Source organism: Amycolatopsis sp. NPDC051102 (assembly GCF_040682815.1).
Taxonomy (GTDB): domain Bacteria; phylum Actinomycetota; class Actinomycetes; order Mycobacteriales; family Pseudonocardiaceae; genus Amycolatopsis.
In genome coordinates, this window is record NZ_JBFBBT010000001.1 from 525,752 (window position 1) to 545,507 (window position 19,756).

The window sequence follows — 19,756 nt, forward strand, 5'->3', positions numbered from 1 at the left end:
GTGATAAACAAACACACCCCCACGACCCGCGTTCCCTCAGCCTCAAACCCACCAACCCCCGCGCGCGCGGTCCTCGCCCGCAAGAATTCTTGCGCCTGTCTCGCCGGCGGTCGTTAGACTGCGGCCGTGGCGAATCCTTTCGAAGACGAAGAAGGCGTTTACCTCGTCCTGGTCAACGACCAGAACCAGCATTCGCTGTGGCCCGCGTTCAATCCGGTACCGGCCGGCTGGAAAGCGGTGCACGGCGAGGACACGCGGGCGAACTGCCTCGAATACGTCTCCACACAGTGGACGGACATGCGGCCGGCCGGCCTGGTCGAAGCCATGGCCGCCGAACAGTGACGGAGAAGGGCCGGGACATGACGAGCGACAGCGAGTTCCGCAACCCCATGGACGCCCTGGTGGTCCGCAGCGTCCGTGAGCTCACGGGGAAGCCGGGCATCGGTCTCGAGGACGACTTCTTCGACATCGGCGGCAATTCCATCATCGCCATCCGGCTCGGCCGGGTGCTGAGCGAAGAGCTGGGGATCCCGCGCACCGTCCGCATCATCCTGAAGAATCCGGTGCTGGGTGAGCTCAGCGACGCGCTCAGTGCCCTGGCCGCCGAACCGGCGTGAGGCCGCCGGGCCAGGTCAGGAGCCGGCGGCCGCCCGGCGCAGCATCTCCGCCGCCCAGGTCTCGACCGGCTCGCTTTCCTTGCCGGCGGCCCGTTTGAACATCTCCAGGTCTTCCGCCGAAAGCTGCAGGGCGAGCAGCGGCGCTTCGGGTGCGGAGCCGGCGAGAACGGCGTCGGCCGGCGCCGGTTCGATGCTGTCCATTGGCCCACCGCTCCCGGTTTCTGCCTGCGTGATCTCACCCTCGCGGGCGAGTTTGCTGCTGCGGATCTGCCCGCGGAGCCGGTTGCGGCTCCAGTTCGCCTCTTCGGCCTTCCGCAGCCAGTAGTCCTGTTCGGGCCGGTCGAGTGCCACGACTTCGAGGTGGTGGCTGAAGCTCAGGCCCTGCCGGCGGCGGGGCAGCGGGAACCGGCGGGCGACCCAGGTGTAGTTGCGAAGCGTCTGGTAGCTGAGCGACGTCCGCTGCACGGCCTCGCGGTAGCGGTCGTGGAACGTGGATTCGCCGTAGACGAGCCAGTCGGCGATCCACCAGGTCGAGGAGTCCGCGAAGGAGAACAGGTTGCTGCCGACCTTCTCCCACATGCCGAGGCTGTGCTTGGCCGTGAACAGCAAGCCGGACTTGTGGAACTGGACCCCCGGTTCCGGCAGCCGCCCGGCGGTTTCCGCGGCCGGTCGCGGCACGGCCGCCTCCGGGCGTGCCGGGATGGAGCTTGTACGCATCGTTACCCCCAGGTACGCATCGTGCGTGTTGCGCCACCGACTATAACAGCGGGGACTCGGTCCGGAAGGCCCTTTATCGATCTTGGTCCGCCCGCCCGGGCGGCGCCTTCGGCGGCCCTGCAGGGGCCGGTGACCGGGGCGTGAAATCCGGGTCAAGCAACGAAGGGGCACTGCGCTCCACGGCCCGCCGTCGCTGTCTCGCCGGCGGGACAAGCGAGCGGGTCGTGATTTGTGTTCAGTGATCTTCGGCGTGGATTTCGGGTACGGTCGGGCTGTCTGTCCGCGCGTGGACATGGCTGATCGGTGGGAGGGCTTTCGTGTCACGAGCGCGTCAAGCGAATTTGCACGACACGCCGGATTCAGGGGGTGGCGGTATCGCCGCCGACGGCCATTCACGAATTGTTCCCGCCTCGTCCGCCCAGCGCCGGATGTATTTTTCCACGGTGCTGCGGCCCGGCAGTTCCGCCGATACCTGGGGAACCGTTCTCGCCGTCGAAGGAAATCTGGTATTAGACCGGCTGGAACGGGCGCTCACGGTGCTGGGCGAACGGCACGAAACACTGCGCACCACGTTTGCCGAACGTGGTGGGGAAGTGCTCCAGGTGGTGCACCCGGCCGGAACCGTCGCGGCCGGCTTCGCCGTGGCGGCAGGGGATTCACCGGACGAACGCCGGGCGTGGGCGGAAACCGAGGCGAGGAAGCTGATCGGGCGCCCGTTCGACCTCACAGCCGGGCCGCTCTGGCGAGCCGGCGTGCTCCGGGTGTCGGACGCGCTGCACCTGGTGGTCTTCGCGTTCCACCACATCATCATCGACGAGGTCTCCGCGCAGGTGTTCGCCGAGGACCTGCGGCTCGCCTACGCCGACCCGGACGCACCGGGCTTCCCGGCGCCGGCCGCGCAGTACGCCGACTTCTGCCTGCGGGAAAAGGCGATCGGCGTCGACCGCGCCGGCCTGGACCACTGGCGCAACCGGCTGGCCGGTGTCCAGCCGACGCGGTTGCCGGAGGACGCCGGCGAAACCGCGGGCGGGCTCGCCGGCGCCCGGTTGCCGATCGCCCTGCCGGAGCACGTCTCCGCGGAGTTCGAAGCGTTCTGCCGCGACCGCTCGGTCACCCCGTTCACCGGCCTGCTGGCCGTCTACTTCGTCCTGCTGCAGCGCTGGACCGGAACGGCCGACCTGGCGGTCGGGACACCGGTGCTGAACCGGTCGCACTCGGAGTTCTTCCGCACCATCGGGTTCTTCGCCAACACGGTCGTGCTGCGCTGCCGGGTGACGCCGTCGCTGACCTTCGACCGGTTCCTCGACACCGTGGCCGACACGGTGCACGACGCGCTGGAGTACCAGGACGTCCCGTTCGAGGTGGTGGTGGACGAGATCGCGCCGCACCGGGACGCCGACCGCAACCCGCTGTTCCAGGCGGCCATCGGCTACGGCTCGCTCGACCCGGGCGAGGTGTGGGCGCTCGACGGCCTCCGGGTCGCGCCCCTGCCGGACCCCGCGGAGGTGCCGGCGATCCAGTTCGACCTGACCCTGGACATCCAGCGGCTGGCCGGTGGCACCACCTGCACCGTCGAATACGACCGCGGCCGGTTCTCCGCCGGAGCCATGCGGCGGTTCGCCGCTGCCTACGCGGACCTGCTCGCCGCTCTCACCCGCTCGCCCGGCGTCCCGATCGGCAGCGTCCCGCTGCTCGGCGGACCGGCACTGGCCGAAACCCTGGCCCTCGGCGCAGGCAGCGAAGCGCAGGACGAGCCGCCCGCGGACCACGCCTCGGCGTGGGACCTGTTCGCGCGGACCGCCGCGGCGGCCCCCGATCGCGAGGCGGTCACCGCGGACGGCGAGGGGCTCACCTTCGGCGAACTGGCGGCCCGCGCCCGGACGATGGCCGCGGCCCTGCGGGCCCGGGGCGTGCGGACCGGCACGGTGGTGGGCATCGGCCTGCCCCGGCGCGGCGACCTGATCGCCGCGATGCTGGCCACCTGGTGCGCCGGCGGCGCGTTCCTGCTGCTGGACCCGCAGCAGCCGGTGGCCCGCCGGCGTCTGCTCCTCGAGGAGCCGGCCGTGTCCCTGGTGGTCGCCGAGGAACCCTTCGCGGACGTCGAGACGGTCTCGGTGGCCGTGCTCCTGGCGGACACGGCGAAGCCGGTCGACGAGTTCGCCGCCCGCCCCGGCGCCGCTCCGGCGTACGTCGTCTTCACCTCGGGCTCCACCGGGCAGCCGAAGGGCGTGCTCGTCGACCAGGCGAGCGTGGTCGCGCTCGCCACCACCCAGCTCGCGCCGATCTACGCCCGGCTCCCCGAAGGCCGCCAGGCGAACATCGGCGGGTTGAGCTCGGTGACGTTCGACGTGTTCGTCAACCAGTGCCTCGGGATGATCGCCTTCGGGCACCGGCTGCTGCTCATCGGCGAAGAAGAGCGGATGGATCCGGTGCGGCTGCTCGCCCGCGGGGCGGACCCCGCGTCGGCGATCGACCTGCTGGACTGCAACAGCAGCCAGCTGGAGGTGCTGGTCGACGCCGGCCTGCTGGCCGTGCCCCACCCGCCGAAGATCCTGGTGATGGGCGGCGAAAGCGCGTCCGACCGGCTGTGGCGGCGCCTGCACGAGCAGCCCGGGCTGGTCGCGTTCAACATGTACGGCATCACCGAGTGCACGGTCGATTCGGCCGTCGCGGAGCTCGGCGAGCACCCCCGCCAGGTCGCCGGCCGCGCGGCCGGGACGTCACGGCTCTACGTCGTCGACGACCAGCTCCAGCTGCTGCCGCCGCTGTTCGTCGGCGAGATCTGCATCGGCGGCCTCGGGGTGGCCCAGGGGTACGTGGGCCGCCCCGCGCAGACCAGCGAGCGGTTCATCGCCGACCCCTTCTCCCCGGTGCCCGGGCAGCGCATGTACCGCACCGGCGACCGGGGCCGGCTGCGGCCCGACGGGCAGCTGGAGTTCTGGGGCCGCGTCGACGACCAGGTCAAGGTGCGCGGCCTGCGCGTCGAGCCCGGCGAGGTGGAGGCCGCGCTGCTCGGGCACCCCGCCATCGCCCGCGCCGCCGTCTTCGCCACCGACCCCGGCACGCCGGCGGCCCGGCTGGTCGCCTACGTGCTGGCTGCCGAGGGCGGCCGGGCGGAGCTGACGCCGTCCGCGGTCCGGGAGTTCCTGCGGGGCCGGCTCCCGGCCGCGCTGCTGCCGGACCGGGTGACGCTCCTCGACGAGTTCCCGGTCACCCCCAACGGCAAGCTGGACCGCAAGGCGCTGGCGGCGATCGAGGTCCCGAGTGCCGAACCGGATCCGGCCCCGGCCGCGGCACCGCCGGCGGACCCCCGGGCCCGGCAGCTGTGCGAGATCGTGGCCGAAGTCGTCGGCGTGCCGCAGGCGCGCCTCGAGGACAACTTCTTCGACCTGGGCGGGAATTCGCTGCTCGCCATGACCGTCATCGGCCGGGTGCGCACGGCACTGGGCTGCTCGCTGCGGATCCGCGCGTTCTTCGAAGCGCAGTCGATCGGGGACATCGCGGCGCAGCTCGACGCCGGCGACAGCGCACCCCGGCCCGCTCTGCGCCGGCGAGGAGACGCCTGATGGACGGACTGCTTTCGCGGCTGGCGGAACACGGCGACGCCGAGGCGATGGCCGGCCACGGCGGCCAGGTCACCTACCGGGAGCTCGCCGCGCGCACCACCCGCTGGCTCAGCGAGCTCGACCGGCTCGGCGTGGCCGCGGGCGAGGCCGTCGCGGTCGTCGGGAACGCCTCGCCCGAGGTCGTCGCCCTCGTCACCGCCCTCGCCGTCCGCCGCGGTGTCGTGGTTCCCTTCGCGCCCACCGATCCGCCGGCCGAGGAGCGGGCGCGCCGGATCGCGACGGCGCACGTGACCAGGGTCGTCGAGTTCGGCGGCGACGGCGCCGAGTGGACCGCCACGGCCGTCGCGGCACCGGCCGAGCCGCGGCCCGACCTGCTGGTCAAGCTCGCCGAGTCCGGGGAAGCCGGCCTGCTGCTGTTCTCCTCGGGCTCGACGGGGGAGAGCAAGGCGGCCCTGCTTTCGCTGCCGCGGCTGCTCGGCGGGTTCGGGGCGGTCGCGCGACCGCGGCGGACGCTGCAGTTCATGGCCCTGGACCACATCGGCGGCGTCAACACGCTGTTCCGCACCCTCCTCGGTGGCGGCACGGTGATCACCGAGCCGCGGCGCACCCCCAAGCACGCGTGCGAGGCCATCGAACGCCACCGCGTGCAGGTGCTGCCGACCACGCCGACGTTCCTCAACATGCTGCTGCTCTCCGGCGCCCACGCCGACCACGACCTGTCCTCGCTCGAACTGGTCACCTACGGCACCGAGCCGATGCGCGAAGTCACCCTCGCGCACGCGGCGGAGGTGTTCCCGCACGTGCGGTTCAAGCAGACCTACGGCCTGACCGAGACCGGCATCCTGCCCACGCGGTCGGTCTCGTCGGACTCGCTGCGGATGGACGTCGGCGGGCACGGGTTCCGCACCGAGGTGCGCGACGGCGTGCTGTGGATCAAGTCGCCCAGCGCCATGCTCGGCTACCTCAACGCGCCCAGCCCGTTCGACGACGACGGGTGGCTGAACACCGGCGACGCGGTCGTGGTGGCCGAAGACGGCACGCTGCGCGTGCTCGGGCGGCTGTCGGCGCTGATCAACGTCGGTGGCGAAAAGGTGTCGCCGGCCGAGGTCGAAAACGTGCTGCTGCGCGCGGGCAACGTCGCCGACGTCGTCGTGTCCGGCCGCGCGAACGCCGTCACCGGCGCCATCGTGGTGGCCACGGTCGAGCTGGCCGAGCCGGAGGAGCGGAAGGCGCTGAACCGCCGGCTGCGGCAGTTCTGCGGCGAACACCTGCCGCCGCACAAGGTCCCGGCCGTCATCACGGTCTCGGACGGGCCGTTGCACGGCGAGCGGTTCAAGCGGAAGGGAAGCGCACTGTGACCGACGAGCGTCCGGTGGCGGTGGTCAGCGGCGGCAGCCGCGGGCTGGGACTGGCCCTGGTGACCGACTTCCTCGACCGCGGCTACCGGGTGGAGACCTTCAGCCGGCGCGAGTCCGCCGAACTGGCGGTGCTGCGCAAGGAAACCGACGCGCTCACCTGGTCCGAAGTGGACGGAACGGACGCGGCCGCGGTGGAAGGGTTCGCGCGGGCGGCCGTGCGCCGCCACCGCCGCGTCGACGTGCTGGTGAACAACGCCGCGATCGGGCTCGAGGGCCTGCTGACGATGACGTCCCCGGCCGCGATCGACGCCGCGCTGCGGACCAACCTGACGCTCCCGGTGCTGCTCGCCCGGGCCTGCCTCAAACCCATGCTCGCCCGCCGGGACGGCGTGGTGGTCAACATGTCGTCGATCAACGCGTTGCGCGGCCAGACCGGCGTCGCGGTGTACGGCGCGGCGAAGGCCGGGCTCGACGGGCTGACGCGCGGGCTCGCCCGCGAGGTCGGCCCGGCCGGCGTCCGCGTGGTCAGCGTCGCCCCCGGCTACTTCGAGAGCGAGATGACCGCGGGCATCGGCGACGACCAGCGACGGCGGATCGTGCGCCGGACGCCGCTGGGCCGGCTCGGCTCGGTCGAGGACGTGCTCGGCGTCATCCGGTTCCTCACCTCGCCCGCGGCGAGCTTCATCACCGGCCAGACCATCACGGTCGACGGCGGCTACACCTGCTGAACGGGAGTGTGAATCGCATGAACAGGCGCGAGACGGTCATGGCCGCTCTGCTCGAGGTCGTGACCGAGGTGGCCGGGCCGGTCGAGCACCTGGACGAAGACCAGCTGCTCGTCGACCAGCTCGGCCTGGAGTCGCTGCACCTGGCCCGGCTCGTCGCCGTGCTGGAGCTGGAACTCGACACCGACCCGTTCTCCGACGAGGTGCCGATCACCAGCGTCCGCACGGTCGGGGACCTGCTGCAGGCCTACGACCCGGTCGTGCCGCCCCGGCTCGGGGCCGGCGAGCCGGCATGACCCGGCCGGACCCGATCGCCATCGTCGGTCTCGCCGCGCGGTTCCCCGGAGCCGCCGACGCCGGCGAGTTCTGGGACGCGATCCTCGCCGGGCGCGAGGCGATCCGCGACCTCGCCGACGAAGAACTGCTCCGCGACGGCGTGGACCCGGCGTGGCTGGCGGACCCCGACTACGTCAAGGCGGCCGCCTCGATCGACGACGTCGACCTCTTCGACGCGGCCTTCTTCGACATCTCGGGCCGGGAAGCCGCCGTCATGGACCCGCAGCAGCGCGTGTTCCTGGAAACGTGCTGGCACGCCCTGGAGCACGCGGGCCTGCGTCCGGCCGACGGCGACGCGGCCCCGGTCGGGGTCTTCGCCGGCAGCGGCGGGGTGCTCACCGGCTATCTGCCCGAGGTGCTGACCCGCACCGGGATGCCGGCCGACCCGACGGCCTCGCTCGAACAGCTCGGGTCCGACAAGGACTTCCTCGCCACCCGGGTGTCGTACAAGCTGAACCTGACCGGGCCGAGCCTGACCGTGCAGACGGCCTGTTCCACGTCGCTGGTCGCGGTGCACCTCGCCTGCCAGAGCCTGCTGCGCGGCGAATGCGAAGCGGCGCTGGCCGGTGGCGTGAACATCCGGCTGCCCCGGGCCGCCGGGTACTGGCACCGCCGGGGCGGCATCCTGTCGCCGGACGGCCGCTGCCGCCCGTTCGACGTCGCATCGCGCGGGACGATCTTCGGCAGCGGCGTGGGCGCCGTGGTCCTCAAGCCGCTCGCCGCCGCGGTGCGCGACGGCGACACCGTCTACGCCACCATCCTCGGCACCGCGATCAACAACGACGGTGGCGGCAAGGCCAGCTACGGCGCCGCCAGCCTGCCCGGCCAGCTCGGCGCGATGCGCCAGGCGCTCGCCGCCGCCGGCGTCGACCCCGCCACGATCGGCTACGTCGAGGCGCACGGCACCGGCGTGCCGCTCGGCGATCCCACCGAGATCGGCGCGCTCAAACAGGTCTTCGGCCCGGACGCCCCGACCGCCATCGGCTCGGTGAAGGCGCTGATCGGGCACATGGAGGCGGCGTCCGGCATCGCCGGCCTGATCAAGGCCACGCTGGCCCTGCACCACGGCCGGATCCCGCCGAGCCCGTACTTCACGGCCCCGAACCCGCGGCTGAAGCTGGACGGCTCGGGCCTGTTCGTCAACGCCGAGCCGCTGCCGATGCCCGGGACCCCGCGGCGGGCGGCGGTCAACTCGCTGGGGATCGGCGGCACCAACGCGTTCGCCGTGCTGGAACAGCCGCCGGACCGGGCGGCGGCGGACCGCCGTCCGGGCCACGACCTCGTCACGATCAGCGCCAAGACCGCGGACGCCCTGCACACGCTGGCCGGGCGCTGGGCGAGCCGCCTGCGCGAGCCGGACGCGGACCTGACGGACCTCGCTTACACCAGTCACGTCGGGCGGCGCCCGCTGCGGCACCGCCTCAGCGTGGTGGCCGACACCGGGGAGGCGGCGGCCGAGCGCATCGAGTCGTGGCTGCGCACCGGGACCGGGCAAGCCGACGCGGGTGAAGCGGGGAAAACCCGGCCGAGGATCGGGTTCCTCTTCCCCGGCCAGAGCTCCGAGTACGCCGGCATGGCCGTCGAGCTCCACCGGGAGCACCCGGCCTTCCGCGCGGCGCTCGATCGGCACGCGGAGGCCTTCCGCCGGCTCACCGGTGCCGAGCTGCTCGACGTGTTCGCCGACGCGCAGGCGCAGGCGCGGGCCGAACTCCTCCAGCCCGCGGTCTTCCTCCTGCAGGTCGCGCTGGCCGAGTTCTGGGCGTCCTGCGGGGTGCGGCCGGACGCCGTGCTGGGGCACAGCCTCGGCGAGTACGCCGCCGCCTGCGTGGCCGGGGTGTTCAGCGCCGAGGACGGGCTCGAGCTGGTCTGCGAACGCGGGCGCGCCTTCGCGGCCGTGCCCGGCGGCGGCCGGATGACCGCGGTCGCCTGCACCGACGTGGCCGAGCTGGAACGCTTGGTCGCGGCGAAGGGCGGGACGGTGACGGTGGCGGCGTACAACGCACCGGAACGGGTCACCGTCTCGGGCCCGGACGCGGAGCTGAGCGAGCTGGAAACCGAGTTCCGGCACCGGAAGTGGGGCACGATCCCCCTGGAGACGACGCACGCGTTCCACTCGTCGCTGGTCGCCCCGGTCGTGCCGGCCGTGACCGCGGCGGCGGCCCGGATCACCCACCGGCCGCCGTCCGTGCCGATGGCGCTGAACCTGACCGGCACCTGGGCGAGCGGGCTCGACGCGGACTACTGGGGCCGTCAGCTCACCTCGCCGGTCCGGTTCGCGGCCGGGCTCGGCGAGCTGCTGGCCGGCGGGTGCACGGTCTTCCTCGAGGTGGGTTCACGCCGGACGCTCACCACGTCGGGCCGGGCCCAGGCCGGCGACGACGTCGTCTTCCTGCCGGGCCTCGCGCCCCGGAAACCGGAACGGGCCGGCGTCCTCACGCACCTCGCGCGCCTGGAACGGGCCGGGATCCCGATCGACTGGACGGGGTACTACGGGCCGCTGCGGGCGGTCAAGGTGGCCGCTCCGCTCTACCCCTTCGCGCGGACCCGGCACTGGCTCGCCCCGGCGCCGTCCCGTGCCGAAGCCGTGCGGCCGGCCGGCGGGCAGCCGCCGGCCCTGACGCGGATCGCCCTGCCGCAGTCCCCGCAGCGGCGGTACGAGACGACCGTGGCCGCGCACGCTCCGCGCGTGCTCGCCGACCACGAGATCGCCGGCCGGCTCGTCGTGCCCGGGGCCTACCACACGGCCTGCCTGGTGGAGGCGGTCGGCGGCGAGGCCGGTGTGGTCGTCGAAGACCTGGTTTTCCCGCGTGCGCTGGAAGCCGGGGACGAGCCGCGCCGCGTGCAGCTCGTGCTCACCCCGGCCGCGGACGGCCGGTTCGTCGCCCAGTCGCTCGGACTGTCCCGGGTGGACGATCCGCTGGCCGAGGACGCGTGGCAGGTCCACGCGGAGGGCCGGCTCCAGCGGGACGGCGTCGCCGCGCAGCCGGCGGATCCGGCTGCCCACCGCGCCGGCCGGCCGGTTCCGGAGCTCTACGCGCGGTTCGAGGCGGCCGGCTTCCGGTTCGGCCCGGCGTTCCGGTGGATCGACCAGCTGCGCCTGGACGGCGACGACAGCACCGGTGACCTCACCTTCGCGGCCGCGTCGCCGCGCGAGCGGACGATGGCGCTGCTCGATTCCGGCGTTCAGCTGGCCATCGCGGCGCGGATCGCCCGGCAGGCGCCCGAGGACGGCGTGCTGCTGCCGTTCCGCATCGAACGCGCGGTGTTCCACGCGTCGACGGCCCAGGCGGGGGTCGCGCGCGTCCGGCACCGGGTGGCCGAAGCCGCCCGGGCCGTCGCCGACGTCTCGCTGCTCGACCACGACGGCAACCCCCTGCTCGAACTCTTCGGCCTCGAACTGCGGGCGGTCTCCTTCCGGCCGCCGCCGTCCGCCGAGGCGCCGATCCACGTCGAGGAATGGGAGCCGGTCGAGACGGCGGGCGCGCCGGCCCCGGCCGGGACCTGGCTCGTGCTCGCCGACCGCCAGGGCCACTGGCGGCACGCGGTCACGGCGGTGGAGGCGCGGGGCGGCCGGTGCGTGGTCGCCGAGGTGAGCGCCGCCTTCGACCCTGCCGACCCCGAGCACCTCGCGCGGCTCCTGCGCGAAACGGAGCCGGCGCACGTCCTGCACTGCCTCGGCCTGGACCAGGACACGCGCACCGCCTGCGGCAGCGTGCCCGCCCTCGTGCAGGCCGCCGCGAAGGTGGGCCGGCCACCGGCTTCGATGGTGCTGCTGACCCGCGGGGCGGTGGACGTGACCGGCGCCGTCGGCGACCCGTACGGCTCGATGCTGTGGGGCTTGGGCCGCACCGTCGCGCTGGAAGCCCCGCAGCTGGGCGTGCGCCTGCTCGACCTGGACCCCCGTGACCTCGCCGGCGCGCTGCGGATGCTGCCGGACGTGCCGGGGCCGGAGGCCGCGATCCGCGACGGCCGCGTCCACCGGCCCACGCTGCGCCGCGCGTCCGTGCCCGCGGCGACCGGGGGCCGCCTGAGCGGGTGCTACCTGATCACCGGCGGGACCGGGGCGCTCGGCCTGCGCACCGCGGCCTGGCTGGCCCGCCACGGGGTGCGGCACGTCGTGCTCGCCTCGCGCCGGGCCACCGAAGCGCGGATCGAGGACGTGCCCGGGCTGAAGATCACGCTCGCCGACCTCGACGTCACCGACGAAGCGGCGGTCGGCCGGCTGGTCGAGCGCGCGCACCGGGAGTGGGGCGGCTTCACCGGCGTCGTCCACGCCGCCGGCGTGCTCGACGACGCCGTGCTGCCGCAGCTGAGCTGGGACCGGTTCGAGGCGGTGCTCGCGCCCAAGGTGACCGGCGGCTGGCACCTGCACCGCGCCACCCTGCACCTCGACCTCGAACACTTCATCCTCTTCTCGTCCACGGCCGCGCTGCTCGGCGCGCCCGGGCAGGCCCACTACGCGGCGGCCAACGCCTTCCTCGACGGCCTCGCCCGCTATCGGCGGGGTCTCGGCCTGCCCGCCCTCAGCGTCGGCTGGGGGCCGTGGGAGGCGGGCATGGTGGCGCGGCTGAGCGAGCGCCTGCAGGCCCGGCTGTCCGACGGCGGGTTCACCCCGCTGACGGCCGAGCCGGCCTTCGCCGCCCTGGACCGGCTGCTGACCGCGCCTGGTGCCCAGTACGGCGTCTTCTCCGTGGACTGGTCCCGCTACCTGGCCCGGTTCCCCGGCGGGCGGGCCGTCGCCACGGAAGCGGGGAGACCCGCCCCCGACGCGGCGGAGCCGGTCCGGCGGCTGCGGCGGGACTGGCCGGCGGCCACCCCGGACCGCCGCCGCGAGCTGGTGCTCCGGTACCTGCGCGGCATGCTGGCCACCCGGCTCGGGATGGCCGAGACCGCGGTCGACGAGGAGCTCCCGCTGGCGGAGGCCGGGCTCGATTCGCTGGTGGCCGTCGAGGTCCGCGGCCAGATCTTCCGCGACCTGGACATCGACCTGCCGCTCGGCGGCCTCCTCGAAGGCAAGGCGCTGCGGCTGCTCGTCGACGAGCTGGCCGACCGCCTGGTGCTCGACGGGCCGGCCGCTCCGGCCGCGTCCACGGCGGCGGCTGCTTCGGCCGGGCCCGCCTCGCCGGAGGAGGCGGAACGGCTCCTGGCCAACCTCGACTCGCTGACCGAGGACCAGCTGGAGGCGCTCCTGCCCTGGCTGGCCGAGCAGGACGGAACCGCATGACCGACTACGACGTCCGCAAGAAGCTCGAGGCGGCACTGCGGGCCCGCGCCGCCCAGGCCCGCACTTCCCACCCGGTCTCCCACGCCCAGCGCCCGTTGCTGCTGCTGCACCGGATGAACCCGGACAGTGCGTCCTACCACGTCGGGTTCACCGCGCGGTTCACCGGCGGGTTCGACAGCGCCGCGTTCCACGCGGCGGTCCGGTCGCTCACCGGGCGGCACCCGGCCCTGCGCACCACGTTCAGCGGCGTCGACAGCCAGACGGTGCACGGCTGGCTCGAGCCGGAGTTCGCCGAGCTCGACGCACAGGGGTGGAGCGAGCAGCAACTCCTCGACACCGTGCGCGGCGCGTACCGCGAGCCGTTCGACCTCGCGGCCGGCCCGCTGTTCCGCGTGCGGGCGTTCCCGGTGGCGCCGGGCGAGGCGCTCGTCCTGCTGGTCCTGCACCACGTGGTCTGCGACTTCTGGTCGCTCGGCATCGTGCTGGCCGAACTCGAGCAGCTCTACCTCGCCGAGGTGCAGCGGCGCCCGGCGCAGCTGCCCGCCGGCAACGCCCCGTACCACGACTTCGTCACCCACCAGCGTGCGCTGCTCGACGGCGAGCCGGGTGCCCGGGCGCGATCCTATTGGCACCAAAGGCTTTCCGGCCGCCTGGAACCGGCCGAGTGGCCCCGGTTCGACGTCGATCCCGAAGCCGGCGAGGGCGGCTCGATCGTGTTCCCGATCCCCGCCGAGCTCGCCGACGGCGTGTTCGCGCTGGCCAAAGCCGAGAGCGTCACGCCGTACGCGGTGCTGCTGACGGTGTTCCAGGTCCTCGTCAGCCGCTACACCGGCCGGCGGGACGTGCTGGTCGGCTCGCCCTTCGCCGGCCGGACCGATCCGGCGCTGGCCGGGTGCGTCGGCAACTTCGTCAACCCGGTCGTGCTGCGGGCCGACCTGGGCGACGCGGTGTCCTACCGGGAGCAGCTCGGCCGGACCCGCACCGCCGTCGTCGAGGCGCTGGAGCACCAGGACTACCCGTTCGAGCTGCTCGTCAGCGAGCTGGCGCCGCGGCGGGTGGACGACCGCAACCCGATCTTCCAGGCGATGTTCAGCTACCAGAAGCCGAGCCGGTACCCGGCGCTGGCGGGCCTGTACGTCGCCGACGAGGACGCGGCGCCGGTCGGCTGGGCCGGGCTCACCGCGGTGCCGTTCCGGCTGGACCAGCAGGACGACCAGCTCGAGCTCGTGCTGGAGGTCGTCCACGACGGCGACCGGCTCGTCGGCCTGCTCAAGTACCGCCGGTCCGTGTTCTCCGAACGCGCGGCCCGGGAGGTGACCGCGAACTACGTGACGCTGCTGCGGGCCGCGCTCGCCGACCCCGGCCGCGGCATCTCGGACCTGCCGCTGGCGACCGAGGTCGAGCCCGGCGGCCCCCGGCGCAGCGCGCCCGTTCGCGGGAGCGCGGGGGCGGCCCCCAGCGCCCACGTCGGCCGGGTGACCGCCGTCTGGCAGCAGGTGCTCGGCCGCGGCGGCATCGGGCCCGACGACAACTTCTTCGACCTCGGCGGCAATTCCCTGCTGCTGATGAAGGTGCACGAACTGCTCGCCGGCGAGAGCCCGGACCGGCCGCTGCAGGTGCCGGAGCTGTTCCGCTACCCGACGGTGGCCGGCCTGGCCCGGCGCCTGGCCGGGACCGCGGCCGTCGCGGACGCCGGCCGGGGCCGGGTGCCGAGCCGCCGGGTGCAGCTGTCGGACGGCACGGCCCGCAGTGCCCGGCTGCGCGCGCGGGAGCGCCACCGTCCGGAAACCAACGGGGGTAAGGATGTCTGACGGGGTCCGCGCGAACGACGTGGCCGTGATCGGGATGTGCGGCCGGTTCCCCGGCGCGCCGGACCTCGACCGGTTCTGGCGCCGGCTGCGGGCCGGGGACGACCTGCTCACGACGTTCACCGACGCCGAACTCGCGGCGGCCGGCGCGCCGGAGCGGGTGCTGCGCGATCCCGCCTACGTCAAGCGGGCCGCGCACCTGCCGGACGCCTACGACTTCGACCACGAGTTCTTCGGCTACACCCGGCGGGAAGCGGAACTGCTCGATCCCCAGCAGCGGCTCTTGCTCGAGGTGGCGCAGGAGCTGCTCGAAACCGTCGGCTACGCCGGGGGAGCGGGCGACCAGGCCGTCGGCGTCTTCGCGGGCGCGTCGATGAACACCTACCTGACCAATGTCGTGGCCCGTGCCTGCGACCCGCTCGGCCACGCCGGCACCGAGCTCATGATCGCCAACGACAAGGACTACCTGACCACCAGGATCTCCTACAAGCTCGGGCTGACCGGGCCGAGCGTCAACGTCCAGACCGCGTGTTCGACGTCGCTGGTCGCGGTGCACATGGCCGTGCAGAGCCTGCTCGCCGGCGAATGCGACGTCGCGCTGGCGGGTGGGGTTTCGGTGATCGCGGCCGGCTACCCGGGCTACTTCTTCAGCGAGGGCATGATCCTCTCCCCGGACGGCCGGTGCCGCCCGTTCGACGCCGAAGGCGCGGGCACGACGTTCGGCGACGGCGTGGGCGTGGTCGCCCTGAAGCGGCTCGCCGAGGCCATCGAGGACGGCGACCGGGTCCTGGCTGTGGTCAAGGGATCGGCGATCAACAACGACGGCTCCGACAAGATCGGCTACACCGCGCCGAGCATTTCCGGGCAGCGAGCGGTGATCACCGAGGCGCAGGCGGTCGCCGAGGTAGACAGCGCCACCGTCTCCTACGTCGAGGCCCACGGCACCGCGACGACCCTGGGTGACCCGGTCGAGTTCGCGGCGCTGACCGAAGCCTTCACCGAGGGCGGCGCCCGGCCGGGCGGGTGCACCCTCGGCTCGGTCAAGGCGAACGTCGGCCACCTCGCCGCGGCCGCGGGCATCGCGGGCTTCATCAAGGCCGTGCTGGCGCTGCGGCACCGGGAGATCCCGGGCCACCCGACGTTCACCCGGCCGAACCCCCGGATCGACCTGGCGGGCAGCCCCTTCGCCATCAACACCCTGCCGATGGCCTGGCCGGCGGGAGAGACACCGCGGCGAGCCGGCGTCAGCTCGTTCGGCATCGGCGGCACCAACGCGCACGTGGTGCTGGAGGAGGCACCTCCGCGGCCGGCCGCGCCGGAGACGGGCGGCCCGCAGCTGCTGGCGGTGAGCGCGAAGACCGAGCCGGCGCTGCGCGAGCTGGCTGCCCGGCTGGCGCGCGCCTTGGAGGAGCCGGACGCCCCCGCCCTCGCCGACGCTGCCTACACCCTGCGGCGCGGCCGGCGCGGGTACGCCCACCGGTTCGCCGTCGTCGCGGAGGACCACGCCACAGCAGCGGAAAGCCTGCGGGAGCTGGCGGAAAGCCGGCCCGTGGCGGCCGCCGCGGATTCGCTTGCTTTCGACGGCAGCCGGCCCGCGGAGGCCCCCGCCGTGGCCTTCCGGTTCGGCGAGATCTCTGCCGAAGAGTTCCGGATGCTGGTCACGCAGCTGCCCGCCCTCGCCGACATGGCCGAACCCGTACCGGAACTGGCCCTCGCCACCTTGTGGACGGAATCCGGCGTCCACCCGGTGGCAGTCGGAGGCACCGGGGCCGGGGAGGTCCTCGCGGCCTGTTTCGCCGGGGCTCTGGCACCGGCCGAAGCGGTGGCGCTGCTGGACTGGCGGGCCGGGCGACGCGATCGTGCGCCCGAGCTGCACCCGGCCATCCCGCGGCTGCCGGTCCTCTCGGCCGTCACCGGCGGGGAACTGCCGCCGGAGCGGCTGCTCGACCCGCGGCACTGGACCCAGGACGTCTGGACCGGCGACCGGCACGCCTTCGCCGGGACGACCGTGCTCGAGATCGGCGCCGGGGAATCCCCGCTCGCCACCGCGGGCCGGCTGTGGGCCGCGGGCGTCCCCGTGGACTGGCCGGCCTGGTCCGGCGAGGACCACCGCCGCGTCCCGCTGCCGGCGCACCCGCTGCACCGCACCACCCACCGCCTCGCGCCGCCCCCGGCCGCCGATCGGCCGGCGGCGGCCGGCAGCCTGCCGCCCGACCACGAGGAGAACACCGTGGAACCCCTGCTGGCGGAAGTCCGCACCCTCGTCGGCGGCTACTTCGACGTCCCGCCCGCCGACCTCGACGCCGGTGTCCCGTTCACCGACCTCGGGGCCGACTCGATGGCGCTGCTGGGCATGCTGCGGCTGATCGAAGACCGCTACAGCTGCAAAGTGACGCTCCGGCAGGTCTTCGGCGACCTCCAGACCCCGGCCGAGCTGGCCGAGTACCTCCGCACGCACGCCCCGGCCGGAAAGCTCCCGGGCGCGCCGGCCCCCACGCCGGCCCCGGCACCGGTCGCCGCAGCGCCGGCGACGGGCGTCTCCACGGCGGTCCAGGACCTGATCAAGGAACAGCTCCTGGTCATGCAGCGCCAGCTCGAGGTCCTGGCCGGGAGCGAGCCGGCCGCGCCGGCGGCGCCGGAACCGCCGGCGCCCGCGACGAAGTCCGTGGTGCCGCTGTGGCCCGGCTCGCGCCGCGCCGCCGACACCGTGGAGACGGCCCAGCGCACCCGCTACCTGAAGGTGCTGGCCGAGCGGCTCGGCGCCCGGACGAAACGCTCGAAGGACTTCGCGCAGCGGTACCGGCCGATGGTCGCCGACAGCCGGTCGACCGTCGGGTTCCGGCCCGCCACCAAGGAACTGCTGTACCCGATCGTCGCCGAGCGCGGCCGGGGCGCGCGGCTGTGGGACATCGACGGGAACGAGTACGTCGACCTGACCCTGGGCTACGGCGTGCACCTGCTCGGGCACAACCCGCCGGTCGTCACCTCGGCCGTGCGCGAGCGGATGGACGTCGGCTTCAGCCTCGGGCCGCGTACCCAGCTGGTCGAGGACGTCGCCGCCGGCCTGCTCGAACTCACCGGCATGGAACGGGTCGCCTTCCTCAACAGCGGCACCGAAGCGGTCATGACGGCGGTGCGCCTGGCCCGTGCGGCCACCGGCCGCGACAAGATCGCGGTCTTCTCCACCGCCTACCACGGCCACTTCGACGGCGTGCTCGCCGTGCCGTCCCGCGAGAACGGCGTCTTCGGCACGAAACCGCTCGCGCCGGGCATCTCCCCGGGCGCGGTGGAAAACGTCTACGTCCTCGAATTCGGCACGGAGGAGGCGCTCGACTTCCTCACCCGGCACGGCCCGGAACTCGCGGCCGTCCTGACCGAGCCGGTGACGCTGCGGACGCCGGGCGTGCAGAAGCCGGAATTCCTGCGCCGGCTCCGGGAACTCACGCACGCCTCCGGGACGAAGCTGATCTTCGACGAGATGGTCACCGGCTTCCGCTGCCACCCGGCCGGCGTCCAGGGGCTGTACGGGATCGAGGCCGACCTGGCCACCTACGGCAAGATCGTCGGCGGCGGCCTGCCGCTCGGCGTGATCGCCGGCCGCGGCGGGGTCATGGACGCCATCGACGGCGGTGTCTGGAACTTCGGCGACGACTCCGGCCCGACGGTGGAATCCACCTTCTTCGGCGGCACGTTCAACCAGCACCCGCTGACCATGGCGGCGGCCAAGGCGGTCCTGGACCACCTCCGCGCCGAGGGGCCCGGCCTGCAGCGCGACCTCGACCGCAAGACCGAGGTGTTCGCCGAGCAGCTCAACGCCGACTTCCGCGAGCTCGATCTGCCGATCGAGGTCCGCCGGTTCTCCTCGATCTTCAAGTTCGAGCACGAGCAGAACATGGACCCGTTCTACTTCAACCTGCTCGACCGGGGCGTGTTCGTCTGGGAGCTGCGCAACTTCTTCCTGTCCACCGCGCACGAGCAGGCCGACCTCGACCACATCCGCGCCGCGGTGCGCGACTCCGCCGAGGAGCTGCGGGCCAACGGCCTGCTCGGCGAACGGCGGACGAGTTCGCGGCCGGCGCCGCTGCGCAGCACCCTCGCCCAGCGGCAGCTGCGGGACCTCGACGAAGGCGGCGTGCCCGCGTTCGAGATGTCGCTCGGCTTCCGGCTCGACGGGCCGCTCGACCACGACGTCCTGCGCGGTGCCGTGCGCGAACTGGCCGACCGCCACGAAAGCCTCCGGACCACGTTCGGCGCGGACGGGGAGACGCTCGTCGTCCACCCCACCCCGCAGACGGTGCTGACCGAGCACACCTGCGAGACCGAAGCCGGCCTCCGGGACTTCCTCCGGACCTGGGCCGAGCAGCCGCCGGAGACGGCGTTCCGCGCCGCCGTGGTGCGCACGGAACCGCAACGGCACCTTCTGCTCCTCGCGGTGCACCACGCGCTGGTCGACGGCTGGTCCTACAGCGTCCTGCTCGACGACCTCGCCGCGCTGTACAACGCCGGGTGCCGGGGCACGAGCCCCGGGCTGCCGCCCGCCGTCCAGTTCCGGGACTACCTCGGCTGGCACGAGCGGGTCGCCGCCGGTCCCGCGGCCGCGGCCCACCGCGACCACTGGCACGCCCTCCTCAAAGAGGCTCCCACCCCGGAACTGCCGTCCGCGGGACAGCCGGAAAGCTTCCCCTACCGCGCGGTCCGCCACAGCGTCCGCCTCGACCCCGGCTTCGGCGACCGGATGCGCGAGGCGGCCCGCGCCGAGGGCGTCACCGTGTTCGCCTACCTGGTCGCGGCCTGGGGTGCCCTGCTGCACCGGCTGACCGGGCAGGACGACCTCGTCGTGCCGGTCGCGTCCGCCCGCCGTCCACCGGAGCTGGACCAGGTGGTCGGGTACTGCTCGAACCTGGTGCCGCTGCGGCTGCGGGTGCCGTCGGACGTCCTGGTCGCGGACTTCGTGGCCGAGGTCCTGGACCAGCTGGTCACCGGGCTGGAAAGCCAGGACTACCCGTTCGCGGCGCTGCTCGCCGACCTCGCCCCGCCGGGGGCCGGGCTGCGCAGCGAGCTGTTCACGACGTCGATGTCGTTCTACCGCCAGGTGACCGTGCCTGCCCTGGACGGGCTCGTGGTCACCGAAGCCGAGCCGCTGCCGATCCGGCACCTCGGCCACCCGCTGGCGCTGAACGTCGTCGACCGCGCGGACGGCTTCCGGTGCGACTTCGAGTCCGCGGCCGAAGTCGTTCCCGCGGACCTCGCCGAACGCATCCCGCAGTACTACCGGAACCTGCTCGAGGCCATGGTCGACGGCGGCGACCGGCCGCTGGCCGAGCTGGACCACGAGTAGCCGTTCACCGAATCCGAGCAACGATTCCGCCGCGGCCGGTGCGGGCACCGGCCGCGGCAAGGGGGAG

The 19,756-nt window shown here is 73.7% G+C and carries 10 protein-coding genes; 9 read left to right on the forward strand and 1 reads right to left on the reverse strand.

Going from position 1 to position 19,756, the window contains the following annotated elements; genetic code table 11:
- The first annotated feature begins 126 nt into the window (after positions 1-126).
- Both AB0M93_RS02380 and AB0M93_RS02385 read left to right on the forward strand, forming a co-directional pair.
- Entirely contained in the window at positions 127-342 is a 216-nt protein-coding gene (locus AB0M93_RS02380; RefSeq protein WP_364267457.1) for an MbtH family protein, read from the forward strand.
- 17 nt (positions 343-359) lie between these two features.
- Entirely contained in the window at positions 360-617 is a 258-nt protein-coding gene (locus AB0M93_RS02385; protein ID WP_364267460.1) for a phosphopantetheine-binding protein, read from the forward strand.
- A 15-nt stretch (positions 618-632) separates the two neighbouring features.
- On the opposite strand, the gene AB0M93_RS02390 is transcribed toward AB0M93_RS02385, so the two are convergent.
- A complete protein-coding gene (locus tag AB0M93_RS02390) occupies positions 633-1,295 on the reverse strand; it encodes an LmbU family transcriptional regulator (RefSeq protein WP_364267463.1) in 663 nt (220 codons plus the stop codon).
- Between the two features lie 356 nt (positions 1,296-1,651).
- Between AB0M93_RS02390 and AB0M93_RS02395 the strand changes: the two genes are divergently transcribed.
- From AB0M93_RS02395 to AB0M93_RS02425, 7 genes are read left to right on the forward strand one after another with little or no spacing between them, the layout of a single operon-like run.
- A complete protein-coding gene (locus AB0M93_RS02395; RefSeq protein WP_364267466.1) occupies positions 1,652-4,900 on the forward strand; it encodes an amino acid adenylation domain-containing protein in 3,249 nt (1,082 codons plus the stop codon).
- On the forward strand, positions 4,900-6,258 hold the full coding sequence (locus AB0M93_RS02400; protein ID WP_364267469.1) for a fatty acid--CoA ligase family protein: 1,359 nt from the start codon (positions 4,900-4,902) through the stop codon (positions 6,256-6,258). The genes AB0M93_RS02395 and AB0M93_RS02400 overlap by 1 nt, the downstream gene beginning before the upstream one ends.
- Positions 6,255-6,986: an SDR family oxidoreductase gene (locus AB0M93_RS02405; RefSeq protein ID WP_364267472.1), complete on the forward strand. Its 732-nt coding sequence runs from the start codon at positions 6,255-6,257 to the stop codon at positions 6,984-6,986. The genes AB0M93_RS02400 and AB0M93_RS02405 overlap by 4 nt, the downstream gene beginning before the upstream one ends.
- A 17-nt stretch (positions 6,987-7,003) precedes the next feature.
- Positions 7,004-7,279 carry a phosphopantetheine-binding protein gene (locus AB0M93_RS02410; protein ID WP_364267475.1) on the forward strand — a complete coding sequence of 92 codons (276 nt, stop codon included), beginning with the start codon at positions 7,004-7,006 and terminating at the stop codon, positions 7,277-7,279.
- On the forward strand, positions 7,276-12,543 hold the full coding sequence (locus AB0M93_RS02415; RefSeq protein WP_364267478.1) for a type I polyketide synthase: 5,268 nt from the start codon (positions 7,276-7,278) through the stop codon (positions 12,541-12,543). The genes AB0M93_RS02410 and AB0M93_RS02415 overlap by 4 nt, the downstream gene beginning before the upstream one ends.
- Complete coding sequence (locus AB0M93_RS02420) at positions 12,540-14,354, forward strand: condensation domain-containing protein (RefSeq protein WP_364267481.1); 1,815 nt, start codon at positions 12,540-12,542, stop codon at positions 14,352-14,354. The genes AB0M93_RS02415 and AB0M93_RS02420 overlap by 4 nt, the downstream gene beginning before the upstream one ends.
- Positions 14,347-19,689 (forward strand): aminotransferase class III-fold pyridoxal phosphate-dependent enzyme, encoded by a 5,343-nt coding sequence (locus tag AB0M93_RS02425; RefSeq protein ID WP_364267484.1) that lies wholly within the window; start codon positions 14,347-14,349, stop codon positions 19,687-19,689. Before AB0M93_RS02420 ends, AB0M93_RS02425 begins: the two co-directional genes overlap by 8 nt.
- Positions 19,690-19,756 lie beyond the last annotated feature (67 nt).

Bases quoted from the DNA above. Each gene is read 5' to 3' on its own strand.
- AB0M93_RS02385 (WP_364267460.1), top strand. From the start codon at position 360: ATGACGAGCGACAGCGAGTTCCGCAACCCCATGGACGCCCTGGTGGTC.
- AB0M93_RS02425 (WP_364267484.1), top strand. From the start codon at position 14,347: ATGTCTGACGGGGTCCGCGCGAACGACGTGGCCGTGATCGGGATGTGC.
- AB0M93_RS02400 (WP_364267469.1), top strand. From the start codon at position 4,900: ATGGACGGACTGCTTTCGCGGCTGGCGGAACACGGCGACGCCGAGGCG.
- AB0M93_RS02420 (WP_364267481.1), top strand. From the start codon at position 12,540: ATGACCGACTACGACGTCCGCAAGAAGCTCGAGGCGGCACTGCGGGCC.
- AB0M93_RS02410 (WP_364267475.1), top strand. From the start codon at position 7,004: ATGAACAGGCGCGAGACGGTCATGGCCGCTCTGCTCGAGGTCGTGACC.
- AB0M93_RS02415 (WP_364267478.1), top strand. From the start codon at position 7,276: ATGACCCGGCCGGACCCGATCGCCATCGTCGGTCTCGCCGCGCGGTTC.